Raw genomic sequence first — 15,991 nt, 5'->3', positions numbered from 1 at the left:
AGATCCGGGGCCCCGCCCCAAGACACGCCACCGCGCGCCGCGGATCAACCCCATTCGTCTTGCCAAGCGCGTCCCGGCGGCGGACACTCCGCCCATGCTCGACCGCACCTCCCTTTCGCAGGCCATCGACGCGCGCCGCGACGACCTGATCGCCCTGACCCAGGATCTCATCCGCATCCCGACGCTGAACCCGCCGGGCCGCGACTACCGCGCAATCTGCGAATACCTCGATGCACGCCTGTCCGCGGCGGGGTTCGAGACCGAACTCATTCGCGCCACCGGCACGCCGGGCGACAGCGAAACCTACCCGCGCTGGAACATCGTCGCGCGCCGCTCGGGGCGGCATCCGGGCGACTGCGTGCATTTCAACTCGCACACCGACGTGGTCGAGGTCGGGCGCGGCTGGACCACCGATCCCTTCGGCGGCGAGTTGCGCGACGGGCGCATTTACGGACGCGGCGCCTGCGACATGAAGGGCGGGCTCGCCGCCTCGATCATCGCCGCCGAAGCCTTTGTCGCCACCCACCCCGATTTTGCCGGCCATATCGAGATCTCGTGCACCGCGGACGAGGAATCGGGCGGCTACGGCGGCGTCGCCTACCTCGCCGAAAAAGGCTGGTTCGACCCCGCGCGCGTGCAGCACGTCATCATCCCCGAACCGCTCGACAAGGACCGCATCTGCCTTGGCCACCGCGGCGGCTGGTGGGCCGAGATCGAGACCCGGGGCGAGATTGCGCACGGTTCGATGCCGTTCCTGGGCGACTGTGCCGTGCGCCACATGGGCGCGGTGCTGCGCGAATTCGAGGACAAGCTCTATCCCGCGATGGCCGCGCGCCGCACCGAGATGCCGGTCGTTCCCGAGGGCGCGCGCTCCTCGACGATGAACATCAACTCGATCCACGGCGGCCAGCCCGAGAACGCGCCGGATTTCACCGGCCTGCCCGCCCATTGCGTGCCCGACAGTTGCCGCATCGTCATCGATCGGCGCTTCCTCGTCGAGGAAAGCCTCGAGGAGGTCCGCGCCGAGGTCACAGCCCTGCTCGAAGGTCTGAAAGCCACCCGCCCTGATTTCGACTACGAACTGACCGAGATCAACTCCGTGCTGCCCTCGATGACCGAACGCGACGCGCCGGTGGTGCGCACGGTGGCCCGCGCAATCGAGGATGTGATCGGAAAACCCCCCGAATACGTTGCATCCCCCGGCACTTACGATCAGAAACACATCGACCGCATCGGGCGGCTGAAGAACTGCATCGCCTACGGCCCGGGCATCCTCGAACTGGCGCACAAACCGGATGAATATGTCGGCGTTGATGATATGCTCGACAGCGCCAAGGTCATGGGGGCCGCCTTGCAGACGCTGCTTCTGCCTGCCGCGGACTGAGAAAAACGGAGTTCACGTCATGAAGTACAAGCTAACCCGCCTCGTCGCCGCAAGCGCGCTCGCCTTCGCGGCAACGCTCGGCGCGGCCGCGGCCAAGACCGACATCGTGGTGGCGATGCAGCTCGAACCGCCGCATCTCGATCCCACGTCCGCCGCCGCCGGCGCCATCGATTCCGTGCTCTATTCCAACGTCTTCGAAGGCCTGACCCGCTTCACCTCGGACGGCTCAGTGGTTCCGGGGCTCGCCGAAAGCTGGGAAATCTCAGACGACGGGCTGACCTACACCTTCCGCCTGCGCAGCGGCGTGCTGTTCCATGACGGCACCACCTTCGACGCCGAGGACGTCAAGTTCACCTTCGACCGTATCCTCGCAGAGGACAGCGCCAACGCCCAGAAGGCGCTTTACGAAGGCATCGAAAGCGTCGAGGTGATCGACGGCGCCACCGTCGCCATGACGCTGAAAGAGCCCAACGGCAGCCTGCTCTTCAACCTCGCCTGGGGCGACGCGGTGATCGTGGCGCCCGAGAGCATCGAGAACATCAAGCAGCTGCCCATCGGCACCGGCGCCTTCAAGTTCACCTCCTGGACCCAGGGCGACAACATCAAGATCGAGAAGAACCTCGCCTACTGGGGCACCCCCGCCGCTCTCGACGTGGCGACGTTCAAGTTCATCTCCGATCCGACCGCCGCCTTCGCCGCGATGATGGCCGAGGATGTCGACGTCTTCACCGGCTTCCCCGCCCCCGAGAACCTGCCGCAGTTCGAGGGCGACCCGCGCTTCCAGGTGCTGGTCGGCTCGACCGAGGGCGAGACGATCCTCGCGATGAACAACAAGCGCGAACCCTTCGACGACCCCGCGGTCCGCGCCGCCGTCGCCCATGCCATCGACCGGCAGGCGATCATCGACGGCGCCATGTTCGGCTACGGCACGCCGATCGGCACCCATTTCGCGCCGCACAACCCGGCCTATGTCGACCTCACCGAGCTCAGCGCCTACGATCCCGAGCAGTCGAAAAAGCTGCTGGCCGAGGCCGGGCACGGCGACGGCTTCACCACCACGCTGCACCTGCCGCCGCCCTCCTACGCGCGCCGCGGCGGCGAGATCATCGCCGCCCAGCTCGCCGAGGTCGGCATCACCGCCGAGATCGTCAACGTCGAATGGGCGCAGTGGCTCGAAAGCGTGTTCAAGGGCAAGGACTTCGGCCTGACCATCGTCAGCCATACCGAGCCGATGGACATCGGCATCTATGCCAAGCCGGACTACTACTTCCAGTACGACAACCCGGACTTCCGCACCCTGATGGCGACGCTCGACGGCACCACCGATCCGGACAAGCGCACTGAACTGATGCAGGACGCCGAGCGCATGATCGCCGAGGACCACGTCAACGGCTATCTCTTCCAGCTTGCCAACCTCGTCGTCGCCAAGGCCGGCGTCGAAGGGCTCTGGGCCAACGCCCCGACCCAGGCCACCGACCTCACGGCGGTGTCCTGGTCCGAGTGATCCGGTAACCGACCGGCAACGCCGGGAGGCCCGCCACCGGGCCTCTCGCCGCGTCCGCGCCGATCCCGGGATAGAGCACCTCAGCCACATGATCTTCATTATGCGCGACCCCGACCGAATGGATGAGGGGCTTCAAGAGCGCCTGAAGCGCGACGCCGAAGGGTGACGCCACCCCGGTGACCCGTACAGCGACGCCACCTCTCCCGGCGGTTGCGCGCCCCTAACCTGCCGGATGCACCGCCAAAGCTGTCAATTTCGCATCCCCCGGTTATGGTCGAACCAGCGCGGCCCCGGACAAGAGCCGCCGCGCACAACCTTGGGGGGGACGACATGAACTATTTCCGACGGACTTCGACAGCAGCGGTCTGCGCGCTTTTCACCGGTTCCGCTGCCGCGCAGGACAGCGCCCTTCCCGAGATCGGCCCGGACCTGCTGGCCTTCTCGGTCGAGAACATGGACCCCACCGTCGACCCGGCCCAGGACTTCTACCGCTATGCGTCGGGCGGATGGCTCGACCGGGTCGCGCGGCCCGCGCAATTCGGCAGCTACGGCATCTTCACCATCATGACGGACCGGCTGGCCAAGCAGGTCAGCCTCGTCGCCGCCGAGGCCGGTGAGGCGGCCGCCGAAGCACCGAAAGGCTCGCCCACGCAGCTTGTCGGCGATTTCTACAACGCCTTCATGGATGTCGAGGCGATCGACGCTGCCGGGATCGAACCGATCCGCCCCCTGCTCGACGAGGTCGCGGCGGTCGAGGATTTCGCCGATCTCACCGCCGTCATGGCCCGCCAGCTGTCCGTCGACGGCCCCGCACTCTTTGCCATGTTCGGCCCCTCGCAGGACCCGGCGGACCGGAACAGCCACGCGATGTTCGCGCTCGGCCAGACCTTCGGGCTCGACCGTCATTTCCAGGAGGTGCTGCGCGGTCCGGCCGACAGCGCACCGCTGGTGGCCTACCGAACGTTCATCCGCGACCTTCTCGCCGCCGCCGGCTATCCCGAGGCCGAGGCCGAGCGCGTCGCGGACCTCTCGCTGGCGCTCGAACGCAGGCTCTATGCCGCCTTCCTGACCCCGGCCGAGGCCAAGGACCCGGCCAACCGTTTCGGCCGCGCCTCCTATGACGAGGTCAAGACGCTCGCACCCGAAATCGATCTCGACGCCTATCTCGAGATCTCGGGCTTCGACGCGCCCGACTGGTTCTACCTTTACGAACCGCGCGCCCTGCCGGAGGTTTCCGAGGTCTGGCGCGACACCCCGATGCAGGATCTCAAGGACTACGCCGCCTTCCGCATCATCGAAAACTTCGCGCCCTTCCTCGCCACCGCCCTGCACGAGCCGCGCATGGCCTTCCACGAGGCCCTGCTCGGGGCGCGCCACGATCCGCCACGCTCGGAACGGGTCTACGACCTGCTCAAGAAGAACCTCGGCCATCCCGCCAGCCAGCTTTACGTCGACCGGTTTTATCCCGAGGAAACGCGGGCCGAGGTGCTCGATCTCGTCGAACGCTTCAAGGCGGTGTTCCGCGACCGGATCGAAGACAGCGCCTGGCTCTCCGAGCCGACCCGCGAAGCCGCGCTCGAGAAGGTCGACAGGTTCTATTACAAGGTCGGCTATCCCGACACCTGGATCGACTACAGCGGCGTCGACATCGGCAGCGACCCGGTCGCCAACATGATCGCGCTTGGACGCTTCGACCATGCGCGCGAGCTCGACAAGCTGACGCGCCCGCCCGAACACGACGAGTTCAGCGGCGAATCCACCCTGCCGATCGCGATGAACGCGGCCTATTCTCCGACGATCAACGGATTCGAGATCACCGCCGCGATCACCCAGCCTCCAGCCTTCTCTCCGGACATGGACGCGCCGCTGAAATTCTGCCGGCTCGGCGCGATCATCGGGCACGAGATGACCCACGGCTTCGACTTCACCGGCCGCCAGTACGACGCCGAAGGCAACCTGCGCGACTGGTGGACGCCGGAAGACACCCAGGCCTTCATCGTCGAGGCCAGAAAGCTGGTCGAACAGGCCGACGCCTACGAGGTGCTGCCGGGCATCTACATCAACGGCCAGCTCGGCGTCGGCGAGAACATGGCCGACGTCGGGGGCATCACCTTCGCCCACGAGGCGCTGCTGCGCTATCTCGACGAGCACCCCGAGGAGAATGTCGAGATCGACGGCCTCAACCCGTCCGAACGCTGCTTCATCGCATGGGCGCAACTCTGGACCGCGCAGATCACGGATGCCTTCCTGACCACCATCGTCGTCAACGACGGCCACGCCCCGGACTTCTACCGCGCCGTCGCCGCACTCCAGCATGTCGATGCCTGGTACGAAACCTTCGACATCCGCGAAGGCGACCCGATGTGGCTCGCCCCCGAAAACCGCTCGCGCGCCTGGTGACAGCGGTGGCGGGGTCCGCCCGCCTCTACTCGATCCCCACCGCCAGCGTGTAGCCGTGGGTCTCGCCCGCGTCCTTGGCATTGCCCATCTGGTAGACGCGCAGGGTATAGTCGCCGTCCTCGGGCAACTCGATCGACGCGCTTTCGCCCTCGGTCGAGCCGATGAAGATCGCCTCGCCCTGGCTGCCCGGAGGCAGGATGTTGAAATAGACGGCAAGGCTGCCCGACGGTGTGATCGTCGCGGTCATCGTCTGCCCCGCGCGGGCGCCGAGCGTGTAGTCGACGTAGTCGTTTCCGGTGATCTCGCCCGCGATCTCGGCGCTGCTGGCCCCGGTCTCGAAATGCACCTCGGACACGGTCTGCCCATAAAGCTGCTTGGCGCCAAGCGCCATGGCAGCCATCACGGCGATGCCCAGGAATGAAGATGCGGACATAGGCTCCTCCCCAGATGCACGACAAGGTCTCGCGCGGGTCACGCTACACGCCGAATCACACAGCCCCAAGAACAATTAAGAGTTGAAATCAGTCCTGTTGCGGTAAATCCATCCATTTGGCGATCATGTCGTGCTGGACGCTGGCCTGCGCGGCCACGCGGTAGAAGCTGATGAGTTCGCGCAACGGGTCGGCAAGCCGTTCGAATCCCGAGATAAAAGCGACCAGGACCCCGACCTGCGCCTCGCCCTGCATGACCTGGTAGCCGCCGAAGATCAGCACCGCCAGCGGGCAGAGCGCGCTCATCAGATTCAGCAGCAGCTTCAACGCGAACTTGAGCGCGTAAAAGATCATCCGGTTGCGGAAGATCTTGCCGAGAATCGGCATGTCCTCGCCGTCGCAGGTCGCCCCCATCTCGGCGATCTCGTCGCCCAGCGTGCGCAGGTAGCCGACGCGCTTTTCCATCAGCGCGTTGAGCTTGCGCTGCATGAAGGGCGTCACCACGACCTGCGGCACCAGGAAGGCCAGCGACACCAGCGCGATCGTGGGCTGCACCACCAGCATGTAGCCCATGATGCCCAGCAGCATCGCGACGTTGGCAACCGCCTGCGACAGCTCCTCGCCGACGAACCCGCCCAGCCGCTCGACCTCGGCGTTGACGATCGACACCGCGCGCCCGCTGCCGGTCTCGTCGGTGTCGCCTTCCGCGGCCTCCTCTTCGACCAGGCGCTCGCCGTAAAGCCCCAGCAGGTGCTGGCGCGTGTAGGCGCGCGCGCTTTCGGCGAGCCACGACTGGTAGAGCCGCAGCGTGAACTTCAGCACCTGGTGCAGCATGATCACGCCCAGATAGACCAGTCCGAACTGCACCAGCAGCGGCACGTTCTGGCTCTCCACCACCTCGTTGATGATCCGCCGCTGCAGCTCCAGCGGCACGAGGTTGACCAGCGCCACGACCACCGCCAGCCCGCAGATGCAGACCTGGTGCCACTCGCTCATCCGCCAGACGTAGCTCCAGAGCGAGGCGGCGGGGCTGTCGCTCCCGGTCCGGCGCACTTCGCGCGGGTGTCTCATGAAGGCTGGTCTGTGCACCTTGGTCCGCCGCCTGCTCCGGTTTCCCGCGATCATAGCCCGAACGCCACGCCGCGCCAGAGATCGCGTCACCGCGCGGCGAGGATCTTGACCCGCTCGCGCACGAGATCGCGCACCGGCCCGTCGCGCGGCGCGTCGCGCAGGGTGGTGAACCAATGCTCGGGCGGGGACTTGCCGCGCCGGTCGCCCTCCCACTTCAGCGCCCGCAGCACTGCCTCGGCCGGCGCCGGCAGCCGGTCGGGGATCGCCTGCCCGTTCAGCGTCGCCCAGACCCCGGTCCAGAGCCGCCCCACGGACCACGGGTTGTAGCCGCCCCCGCCCAGCACAAGCAGGCGCGGCGCCAGCCCCATCAGGCCCGCGACCACCGCCCAATGCGCGTTGTTCGACAGCTCCAGATGCGCCAGCGGATCCTCCGTCACCCCGTCGGCGCCACACAGCAGCACGATCGCGTCGGGCGCAAAGCGCGTCACGGCGGGCAGGATCAGCTGCTCGCGGATCAGCGCCATCTCGCTGTCGTTGAGCCCGCGCGGCACCGGCAGGTTCAGCGCCGCCCCGCCCGCGTCATCCTCCAGCGCCCCGGTGCGCGGCCAGAGCCGTTCCTCATGCACCGAGATCATCAGCATGTCGGGATCGCCGTGAAACCCCAGCGCCACCCCGTCGCAGTGATGCGCGTCGATGTCGACATAGGCGATGCGGCGCACGCCCGACCGGCGCAGCGCCAGCATCGCCAGCACCGGGTCGTTGAGATAGCAGAACCCGTTGGCCCGGTCCGGCATCCCGTGATGCGTGCCGCCCGCCGGGTTGTAGACGATCCCGCCCGTTTCCAGCAGTTCGCCCGCCAGCAGCGACCCGCCCGCCGCCGTCGCGGGCCGGCGATAGATCTCGGGGAACACCGGGTTGGTGACGCTGCCGAGGTCGTGCCGGGCGAGATCCTCGGCTGTCGCCACCTGCGTCTCCTCGACCCGCTGCAGGGCCGCAAGGTAGTCCGGCGTGTGCCAGATCTGCAGCGCCTTGGGCTTGGCGCGCGGCGAGGTCAGGAACTGCTCGGGCCCCAGCCAGCCCATCGCCCGCGCAAGGTCCATGACCGTGCTGACCCGCGGCACGCGCAGCGGATGCCAGCGGCCATAGCTGGAATGCCGGAAGATCTCCGACCCGATGAAAAGCGGCCGCGCGGACATGGGCCGGAACCTAGGGGCGCGAACCCGGTTCGGCCAGTGCCGTCAGTCCGCCCGGACGGCACGGATCCCGAGACTGGTGCGCGACGGCGGCCCGGACGGAAAGCGGTAGAAGTTCAGATCGGCGAATCCCGCCTGCCCCAGCAGCTCCGCGATCTCGTCACGCGCGAAGGTGCGATGCCGCCAGCGCAGCCAGACGATCGCGTTGCACCAGTGCGGGCGCGACACCACCAGCCGCAGCACCCCGCCCGGCGCCAGCAGGTCGCGCAACTGCCGCAGCGCCCGCAGCGGATCCGGGCAATGCTCGATCATATGCGCCGCCAGCGCCTCGTCGTATCCCGTCCCGTCGAACTCGCCCAGATGCGCCGCGACACCTTGCGCCGTCACCCCGCGCCTGCGCAGCGCATCCTGCGCCCGCCCCAGCATCGCGGCACTCGGGTCGAGCAGGGTCAGCCTGTCCGGATGGCCGTTGATCGCAACCCAGGCCTCGCAGAACGCCCCCGTGCCGGCACCCACGTCGATGATGCGCCGCCCCGGCTCGGCTTCGAACCCAGGTGCCGACAGGAATCCCAGGTAGCCGTCGTAGTAGCCCAGCGTGCGCATCTTGTCGCCCCAGCGCACCGAGGCCCGGTCATAGTCGCTGCGCCGCCTGATCTCCGCATCGGTCATGGCGGAGAGACTAGCACCGCTTCGCCCCTTACCGGAACCGCGTTGGACCGAAGAGCCGCTCACATCTCGCGGCGTCGAGGAGGCAGCGCGACGCGGGCCGCTCCACCCCCAGCCCCCGCGCCAGCGCGTGCAGCATCCGGTGCGCCGTGACCGGATCGCCGAGAACCGGCGCTCCGCGCATCTCGCCCTTCTGCACGTTGTCCTCCGCCGCGTAGACCACCGCATCCTCCTTGATCGTCGCCATCACCCGCAGGCTGTCGAGCGTTTCGGGGTCGACCGCCGTCGGATCATCCGACAGCAGCACGAAATCCGCCAGCTTGCCCACGGCGATCGAGCCCTTGCGGTCTTCCTCGAAATGCTGCCAGGCCGGCCAGACCGTCATCGCCTTCAGTGCCGTCATCACGTCGACCCGCTGGTCCGGCCCGAGAATATCGCCCGAGCGCGAGCGCCGCGTGACCGTCGCGTCGAGAATCCGCATGCTGTCGGGAAAGGCCACCGGCGCGTCGTGGTGCGAGCCGAACATCATGCCGCGCTCGCGCACCCATCCGGTGGGCGAGATGTTGTCGGCATTCACCGGCCCCACCGTGTGATCGCGGTGCCAGTCGCCCCAGTAGAAGGTGTGCATCGGGAACAGCGACGGAAAGACGCCGAGGTCGTGGTAGCTCTGGACCTGGTCCTCGCGCAGGAACTGCCCGTGCACGATCACCGGGCGATTGCCCGGATCGCCGTATTGCTCCCGCGCCGCCCCGATCGCCGCAATCAGCATGTCCGAAGCGCCCTCGCCGTTGGCATGTGTGATGATCTGCAACCCGTTCCCGAAACACCAGTTCACCGCATCCTGCGTCTGCGCCATGGTGATCGCCGCATAGCCGGCATATCCCGCCGGGTAATCGCCCACCGGGTCGTAGTAAGGCCGGTCGCGCAGCGCCGTGAAGCCTTGCGGCGAGCCGTCGATGGTCAGCTTGCAGCCCCCGACCCGGACCCGGCCCTCATAGTCCTTCGACGCGTTGGCCGCGATGAAATCGCGCGCTTCCAGCACGTCCGGAAAGGACACCACGTCGATCGGCAGCTTTCCCGCCGCATCCACCGCCCGCAGCGTCTCGACAAGGCCTTCGGACGACCGCCCGTCCTGCGCGGTGGTGTACCCGAAGCTCGCCCAGAGCTCGGCCCCCGCCTCGGCAAAGGCCGCGAACCCCTCCGGCCCCAGCTGGCCCAGTAGCGGGACCAGCACGTTGAAAAACGCGTATTCCTCCAGCACCCCGTTCGGCGCCCCGTCCGCTCCGCGCCGGATCACCCCGCCGGCCGGATCTTCGGTTTCGGCGGTGATCCCGGCCAGGTCCAGCGCCTTCGAATTGGCGACCCCGAGATGCCCGGACTGGTGCACGATGATCACCGGCAGATCGCCCGTCACCGCGTCGAGTTCGTCCCGCGTCGGGTGCCGCAGCTCGGCCAGCTGCGCGTTGTCGTAGCCGAAGCCGACGACCATCTGCACCTGGTCGACCACGTCGGCATTCTCCGCCAGCCAGTCGCGCAAGGTCTGCTGCAGGCTCGCGATGTCCGTCACCTCTCCGTCCGGCGGCGCCAGAAGGTTCGCCGACAGCGCCTGCAACCCGCCAAAGACCATGTGTCCGTGGCTGTCCACGAACCCCGGCAGCATCGCCCGCCCGTCGAGGTCGAACATCTCCGTCGCCTCGCCCTGGTGCGCCAGCATCGCCGAAAGATCCCCGACGCCGAGGATGCGCCCGTCCTTCACCGCCACCGCCTCGGCCGTCGGGGCGGACTCCTCGATGGTCAGGATCGGCCCGCCGGAATAAATCGTGTCGGCCACCTCCTGCGCGGTCGCACCCGTGGCGACACAGGTCGAAGCGGCAAGCAGGGCGCGGAAGGCGAAAGGGTTCATGCGATCAATCTCCGGTGTCAGGTCGGGCGTCACCTACAAACCTAACCCGAATCCATCGCAGTCCAATGACACAATCGAAGGGCGCTGGACGCGCTACCCAACCCTGCTAACCTGCGGCAAATGCTGCGCTACACGATCAAACGCCTCCTGTCGCTGGCGATCAGCCTCGCGGTCGCCTCGCTGGTGATCTTCGCGGTGATCGAGGTCGCGCCCGGCGATCCGGCCTCCTTCATGCTGGGCCTCAATGCGCAGCCCGAAACACTGGCCGCCCTGCGCGCCGAGCTGGGCCTCGATGCCCCGCGCGTCGAACGCTATCTCGCCTGGGTCGGCGGCATGCTCTCGGGCGATCTCGGCACCTCCTACACCTACCGCACGCCGGTTTCCGACATGGTGGCGCAACGGCTCTGGGTCTCGGTGCCGCTGGCGCTCTACGCGCTGGTGCTTTCCACCCTCATCGGCTTTCTCGCCGGCGTCTTCGCCGCCGTCCGGCGCGGGGCCGTGGGCGACACGCTGGTCATGGGCGCGACCCAGCTTGGCGTCGCCATTCCGCCCTTCTGGTTCGCGATGATGCTGGTGCTGGTCTTCGCCATCAACCTGCGCTGGTTCGCCGCCGGCGGTTTCGCCGGGTGGGAGGACGGGTTCTGGCCCGCCATGCGCTCGCTCACTCTGCCCGCAATCGCGCTTGCGATCTCTCAGGCCGCCATCCTCGCCCGCGTCATGCGCTCCTCGCTGCTCGACGTGCTTGGGCAGGATTACATGCGCACCGCCCGCGCCAAGGGGCTGTCGCCGCGCCAGGCGCTCTGGCGGCACGGGCTGCGCAATGCGCTGATCCCGGTGCTGACCATCGTCGGCCTGCAATTCTCATTCCTGATCGCCGGCACCATCATCATCGAACAGGTGTTCTACCTGCCCGGCCTCGGACGGCTGATCTTCCAGTCGATCTCGGCCCGCGACCTGATCGTCGTGGAATCCGTCGTCATGCTGATCGTCTTCGCGGTGATCGTGATCAACTTTCTCGTCGACATCGCCTATGCCGCCGTCGACCCGCGCCTGAGGACGCGCACGTGAACCGCAACCTCGTCATCGGCGCGGCCCTCAGCCTCTTCATGGTGGGCCTCGCGCTGGTGTCGCTGGTCTGGACGCCTTACGACACCGCCGCGCTCGACATTCCCAACAAGCTGCAACCGCCCGGCGGCGCGCATCTGCTCGGCACCGATCACCTCGGGCGCGACATCCTGTCGATGGTCATGGTCGGCACCCGCACCTCGCTCGCCGTGGCGCTTGTCGCCGTCATCATCGGCATGGCCTTCGGCATCCCGCTGGGCCTTTCCGCCGCAGCGGCGCGCGGCGGCTGGCTCGACGAGACCATCATGCGCGGCAACGACATCGTCTTCGCCTTCCCCTTCCTGCTGCTGGCGATCCTGATCACCGCCGTTTTCGGCCCCTCCGCCGTCAACGCCATCATCGCCTTCGGCATCTTCAACATCCCCGTCTTCGCCCGGGTCACCCGCGGCGCGGCGCTCAGTCTCTGGCAAAGGGAATTCATCCTCGCCGCCCGCGTCGCCGGCAAGTCGGTCCCCCGCATCTCGGCCGAGCACATCCTGCCCAACGTCAGCGACCTGCTGATCGTGCAGGGGACCATCCAGTTCGCCCTCGGCATCCAGGTCGAGGCGGCGCTCTCTTTCGTCGGCCTCGGCGTGCAGCCGCCCACCCCCTCGCTGGGCCGGATGCTGGCCGACGCCCAGACGCTTGTCGCGCTGGCCCCGCACATGGCGCTGATCCCGGGGCTTGCCGTGGTGCTCGCCGTGCTCGGCCTCAACCTTTTCGGGGACGGCTTGCGCGACTGGCTCGACCCCCGCCTGCGCGTGGTGCGCGCATGAGCCTGCTGTCGGTCCGCGATCTCGGGGTTTCGATCCACAAGCTGCCGATCCTGCGCGACGTCTCGCTCGACGTGGGTCCGGGCGAGATCGTCGCCATCACCGGCGAAAGCGGCTCGGGCAAGTCAATGACCGCACTGGCCGTCATGGGCCTTCTGCCGCGCGGCGCCAGCGCCGCCGGCACGATCGCGCTCGACGGGCGCGACCTTCTGGATCTCGACGAACCCGCCCTCTGCACCCTGCGCGGCAACCAGATCGGCATGGTCTTCCAGGAACCCATGACCGCCCTCAACCCGGTCCGCACCATCGGCGACCAGGTGGCCGAAACCATCCTGATCCACGAGCGCGTCCCGCGTCGAACAACCCTTGCCCGCGCCGCCGAGGTGCTCGAACGTGTCGGCCTGCCACCCGACCGCTTCCCGCTCTCGCGCTACCCGCACGAGCTGTCCGGCGGTCAGCGCCAGCGCGTCGTGATCGCAATGGCCATCGCCCTGCGCCCGCGCTTGCTGATCGCCGACGAACCCACCACGGCGCTCGACGTCACCACCCAGGCGCAGATCCTCGACCTGCTCAAGGGCCTCGCCCGCGAGTTCGAGATGGGCCTTCTGATGATCACCCACGACCTCGCCGTGGTGTCGGACATGGCCCACCGCATCGTCGTCATGCGCAATGGCGAAGTGGTCGAACAAGGACCCACGCAGGAGCTCTTGCGCGAGATGCGCCACCCCTACACGCGCATGCTTTTCGAAGCCTCTGCGCATCGCGTCGACCTGCCCCCTGCCCCGCCACCCGCGCCGCTGCTCGAGGTCGAGAATGTCTCCCGCGACTACCGCCTCCCGCGCCGCCGCCTCTTTGCCGACCCCGGCCATTTCCGCGCCGTGAATGACGTGAGCTTCACCATCCGGCGCGGCGAACGGTTGGGCCTCGTGGGCGAATCCGGTTGCGGAAAGTCGACCCTGACACGGGCAATTCTGGGGCTCGAGCCGATCCAGGCCGGGCAGATCCGGCTCGACGGGATGCCGGTCTTCGACCACGGACGCCCCAACCTTGCCGTGCGGCGCCGGATGCAGGTGGTGTTCCAGGACCCCTACGGCAGCTTCAACCCGCGCCACCGGGTCGAACGCCTCATCACCGAGCCCTTCCACCTGATGCCCGACCCGCCGCGCGGCCCAAAACGCGCCGAGGCGGTGGCCGAGGCGCTGACCGCCGTCGGCCTCTCGCCGCGCGACGCGACACGCTACATCCACGAGTTCTCCGGCGGACAGCGCCAGCGCATCGCCATCGCCCGCGCGCTCATCATCCGCCCGGAACTGATCCTGCTCGACGAGGCGGTCTCGGCCCTCGACGTCTCGGTCCGCGCCCAGATCCTCGACCTTCTGGCAGATCTCTGCCGCGCCTATGACCTCACCTACCTCTTCATCAGCCACGACCTGTCGGTCGTGCGCTCGGTCACCGACCGGGTGCTGGTGATGCAGTCGGGCGAGATCGTGGAGCACGGCGAGACCGAGCGTGTCTTCACCGACCCGCAGCACCCCTACACCCGCAAGCTGATCGCCGCCGCCCCGCGCCTGCCCGATCTTTCCGGTTCGAGGACCCCCGCCCATGCCTGACACCATCCGCCCCGACCCGCTCTGGTTCGACGCGTCCCTCTGCCTCATCGGGTCCGACTGGCGCCCCGCCGCCTCGGGCGAGACAATGGACCTGCTGAACCCCTCTGACGGCAGCCTGCTGGCCCGCATCGCCGCCGGCGACGCCGAGGACATCGACCGCGCCGTCATGGCCGCGCAACAGGCGCGCGACGGCGACTGGGGCCGCATGACCGCGACCGAGCGCGGGCGCATCCTGACCCGCATCGGCCAGGCGGTCGAGGCCCGCGCCGAGGACCTCGCCCTGCTCGAGGCGCTCGACGTCGGCAAGCCGCTGACCCAAGCCCGCGCGGATGTCACGGCCCTGGCCCGCTACATGGAATTCTACGGCGGTGCCGCCGACAAGATCACCGGCGAGACCCTGCCGTATCTCGACGGTTACACCGTCTACACCCTGCGCGAACCGCACGGCGTCGCCGGGCACATCGTGCCCTGGAACTACCCGATGCAGATCATCGGCCGCTCGGTCGGTGCCGCGCTTGCGATGGGCAACGCCTGCGTGTTGAAACCCGCCGAGGAAGCCTGTCTGACGGCTCTCGCCTTCGCCCATCTCTGCCGCGACGCCGGCCTGCCTGCCGGCGCGCTCAACGTCGTGCCCGGACGCGGCGCGCAGGCCGGCGCGGCGCTTGCGGGGCATGGCGGCGTGCAGCACGTTTCGTTCACCGGTTCCGTCGCCACCGGCGCGCTGGTCCAGCAGGCCGCCGGGCGCAACGTCGTCCCCGTCACGCTGGAACTGGGCGGCAAGTCGCCCCAGGTCGTTTTCAACGACGCCGATCTCGACGCCGCCCTGCCGTTCCTCGTCAACGCCGGTATCCAGAACGCCGGTCAGACCTGCTCGGCCTCCTCGCGGATCCTGGTGCAGAACAGTCTCTACGATGCGGTTTTGGCCCGCATGTCCGCCGCCTACGAAGCGCTTTCCGTCGGCCCGGCCCTCGACGACCGCCGCGTCGGCCCGCTGATCTCGGCCCGACAGAAAACCATCGTCGAGGGCTTCCTCGACCGTGCCTCCGATCTTGCCGTCGCCGCGCGGGGTCACCTCGTCGACGCGCCCGAGACCGGCGCCTACGTTCTGCCCACCCTGCTGCGCGACGTGCCGCCCGAACACCCGCTCGCCCGCGACGAGATCTTCGGCCCGGTGCAGGTGCTTATCCCCTTCACGGACGAGGCCGAGGCGATCCGAATCGCGAACGGCACCGACTACGGGCTTGTCGCCTCGGTCTGGACCGAGAACGGCGCGCGCCAGATGCGCATGGCCAAGGCCTTGCGCGCGGGCCAGGTCTTCGTGAACAACTACGGTGCCGGCGGCGGCGTCGAACTGCCTTTCGGCGGCGTCGGCAAGTCCGGCCACGGTCGCGAAAAGGGCTTCGAGGCGCTTTACGGGTTCTCGCAACTCAAGACCGTGGCGGCCCGGCATGGATGACTGGCAGCTCGAAACGCTCGACGCGGCCCGCGACCACGACCGCGCGCTGGCCCTCGCCCGCCGCGCCGCAGACTACGTGCGCCTCGACACCGGGCGCGATCCCGACGCCGCCTACATCACCGAGTTCTTCGAGGACCTGCCGCCCGGTGGGAATGCCTCGGACCTGATGACGCTCGGCATCGTCACCGACGACACGCTCGCCGGTCTGCTCGGCATGGCGCGCGGCTACGAGACCGAATCCGATTGGTGGATCGGCCTGCTGCTGCTAGACCCGAAGTATCGCGGGCGCCGTCTCGGCGCGGCCGTATTGGCCGAGATCCGGCGCCGCGCCCGGGCCGAGGGCATCGCCGCGCTCAAGCTCGCGGTCCTGCGCACGAACCCGCGCGGCCTCGCCTTCTGGCAGGCCCACGGGTTCGTCCACCACCGGGACGCACCCGACCACGACGACCCGAGCCAGGACCGCGTGGTGCTGAAACACGAGCTGAAGGGAGGCTGA

The 15,991-nt window shown here is 68.2% G+C and carries 13 protein-coding genes; 8 read left to right on the top strand and 5 right to left on the bottom strand.

Annotated features, from left to right (window positions below):
• The first annotated feature begins 94 nt into the window (after window positions 1-94).
• The 3 genes from R5H30_RS14850 to R5H30_RS14840 all read left to right on the top strand — a co-directional run bounded on the left by R5H30_RS14850 (window position 95) and on the right by R5H30_RS14840 (window position 5,288).
• Entirely contained in the window at window positions 95-1,384 is a 1,290-nt protein-coding gene (locus R5H30_RS14850) for an acetylornithine deacetylase/succinyl-diaminopimelate desuccinylase family protein (protein ID WP_318329273.1), read from the top strand.
• Between the two features lie 19 nt (window positions 1,385-1,403).
• Window positions 1,404-2,888, top strand: coding sequence for an ABC transporter substrate-binding protein (locus R5H30_RS14845; RefSeq protein ID WP_318329272.1), 1,485 nt, complete (start codon window positions 1,404-1,406; stop codon window positions 2,886-2,888).
• 330 nt (window positions 2,889-3,218) lie between these two features.
• Window positions 3,219-5,288, top strand: coding sequence for a M13 family metallopeptidase (locus R5H30_RS14840; RefSeq protein WP_318329270.1), 2,070 nt, complete (start codon window positions 3,219-3,221; stop codon window positions 5,286-5,288).
• A 25-nt stretch (window positions 5,289-5,313) separates the two neighbouring features.
• Here R5H30_RS14840 and R5H30_RS14835 read toward each other — a convergent pair whose 3' ends face one another.
• The 5 genes from R5H30_RS14835 to R5H30_RS14815 form a co-directional block, all read right to left on the bottom strand.
• Window positions 5,314-5,721 (bottom strand): hypothetical protein, encoded by a 408-nt coding sequence (locus R5H30_RS14835; RefSeq protein ID WP_318329269.1) that lies wholly within the window; start codon window positions 5,719-5,721, stop codon window positions 5,314-5,316.
• An 88-nt stretch (window positions 5,722-5,809) separates the two neighbouring features.
• Window positions 5,810-6,790, bottom strand: coding sequence for an ABC transporter transmembrane domain-containing protein (locus tag R5H30_RS14830; RefSeq protein ID WP_318329267.1), 981 nt, complete (start codon window positions 6,788-6,790; stop codon window positions 5,810-5,812).
• An 86-nt stretch (window positions 6,791-6,876) separates the two neighbouring features.
• Window positions 6,877-7,986 carry an acetoin utilization protein AcuC gene (locus tag R5H30_RS14825; RefSeq protein WP_318329266.1) on the bottom strand — a complete coding sequence of 370 codons (1,110 nt, stop codon included), beginning with the start codon at window positions 7,984-7,986 and terminating at the stop codon, window positions 6,877-6,879.
• 42 nt (window positions 7,987-8,028) lie between these two features.
• Entirely contained in the window at window positions 8,029-8,652 is a 624-nt protein-coding gene (locus R5H30_RS14820; RefSeq protein ID WP_318329264.1) for a class I SAM-dependent methyltransferase, read from the bottom strand.
• Between the two features lie 28 nt (window positions 8,653-8,680).
• Window positions 8,681-10,552 carry an amidohydrolase gene (locus R5H30_RS14815; RefSeq protein ID WP_318329263.1) on the bottom strand — a complete coding sequence of 624 codons (1,872 nt, stop codon included), beginning with the start codon at window positions 10,550-10,552 and terminating at the stop codon, window positions 8,681-8,683.
• 120 nt (window positions 10,553-10,672) lie between these two features.
• Between R5H30_RS14815 and R5H30_RS14810 the strand changes: the two genes are divergently transcribed.
• From R5H30_RS14810 to R5H30_RS14790, 5 genes are read left to right on the top strand one after another with little or no spacing between them, the layout of a single operon-like run.
• Window positions 10,673-11,620 (top strand): ABC transporter permease, encoded by a 948-nt coding sequence (locus R5H30_RS14810; protein WP_318329262.1) that lies wholly within the window; start codon window positions 10,673-10,675, stop codon window positions 11,618-11,620.
• A complete protein-coding gene (locus R5H30_RS14805) occupies window positions 11,617-12,432 on the top strand; it encodes an ABC transporter permease (protein ID WP_318329261.1) in 816 nt (271 codons plus the stop codon). The genes R5H30_RS14810 and R5H30_RS14805 overlap by 4 nt, the downstream gene beginning before the upstream one ends.
• On the top strand, window positions 12,429-14,039 hold the full coding sequence (locus tag R5H30_RS14800; RefSeq protein ID WP_318329260.1) for an ABC transporter ATP-binding protein: 1,611 nt from the start codon (window positions 12,429-12,431) through the stop codon (window positions 14,037-14,039). The genes R5H30_RS14805 and R5H30_RS14800 overlap by 4 nt, the downstream gene beginning before the upstream one ends.
• The gene (locus R5H30_RS14795) at window positions 14,032-15,495 is read left to right on the top strand and encodes an aldehyde dehydrogenase family protein (RefSeq protein WP_318329259.1); all 1,464 of its coding nucleotides are present in this window, start codon (window positions 14,032-14,034) and stop codon (window positions 15,493-15,495) included. The genes R5H30_RS14800 and R5H30_RS14795 overlap by 8 nt, the downstream gene beginning before the upstream one ends.
• On the top strand, window positions 15,488-15,991 hold the full coding sequence (locus tag R5H30_RS14790; RefSeq protein ID WP_318329258.1) for a GNAT family N-acetyltransferase: 504 nt from the start codon (window positions 15,488-15,490) through the stop codon (window positions 15,989-15,991). Before R5H30_RS14795 ends, R5H30_RS14790 begins: the two co-directional genes overlap by 8 nt.

The sequence above is a fragment of the Roseobacter sp. FCG-D35 genome, assembly GCF_033436665.1.
GTDB lineage: Bacteria > Pseudomonadota > Alphaproteobacteria > Rhodobacterales > Rhodobacteraceae > JAWQFO01.
Note: the sequence above shows the minus strand (reverse complement) of the source record. Positions and strands in the feature narration are given on the sequence as shown.

Coding starts and splice junctions, on each gene's coding strand:
- R5H30_RS14850 (WP_318329273.1), top strand. CDS start 95: ATGCTCGACCGCACCTCCCTTTCGCAGGCCATCGACGCGCGCCGCGAC.
- R5H30_RS14845 (WP_318329272.1), top strand. CDS start 1,404: ATGAAGTACAAGCTAACCCGCCTCGTCGCCGCAAGCGCGCTCGCCTTC.
- R5H30_RS14840 (WP_318329270.1), top strand. CDS start 3,219: ATGAACTATTTCCGACGGACTTCGACAGCAGCGGTCTGCGCGCTTTTC.
- R5H30_RS14835 (WP_318329269.1), bottom strand. CDS start 5,721: ATGTCCGCATCTTCATTCCTGGGCATCGCCGTGATGGCTGCCATGGCG.
- R5H30_RS14830 (WP_318329267.1), bottom strand. CDS start 6,790: ATGAGACACCCGCGCGAAGTGCGCCGGACCGGGAGCGACAGCCCCGCC.
- R5H30_RS14825 (WP_318329266.1), bottom strand. CDS start 7,986: ATGTCCGCGCGGCCGCTTTTCATCGGGTCGGAGATCTTCCGGCATTCC.
- R5H30_RS14820 (WP_318329264.1), bottom strand. CDS start 8,652: ATGACCGATGCGGAGATCAGGCGGCGCAGCGACTATGACCGGGCCTCG.
- R5H30_RS14815 (WP_318329263.1), bottom strand. CDS start 10,552: ATGAACCCTTTCGCCTTCCGCGCCCTGCTTGCCGCTTCGACCTGTGTC.
- R5H30_RS14810 (WP_318329262.1), top strand. CDS start 10,673: ATGCTGCGCTACACGATCAAACGCCTCCTGTCGCTGGCGATCAGCCTC.
- R5H30_RS14800 (WP_318329260.1), top strand. CDS start 12,429: ATGAGCCTGCTGTCGGTCCGCGATCTCGGGGTTTCGATCCACAAGCTG.
- R5H30_RS14795 (WP_318329259.1), top strand. CDS start 14,032: ATGCCTGACACCATCCGCCCCGACCCGCTCTGGTTCGACGCGTCCCTC.
- R5H30_RS14790 (WP_318329258.1), top strand. CDS start 15,488: ATGGATGACTGGCAGCTCGAAACGCTCGACGCGGCCCGCGACCACGAC.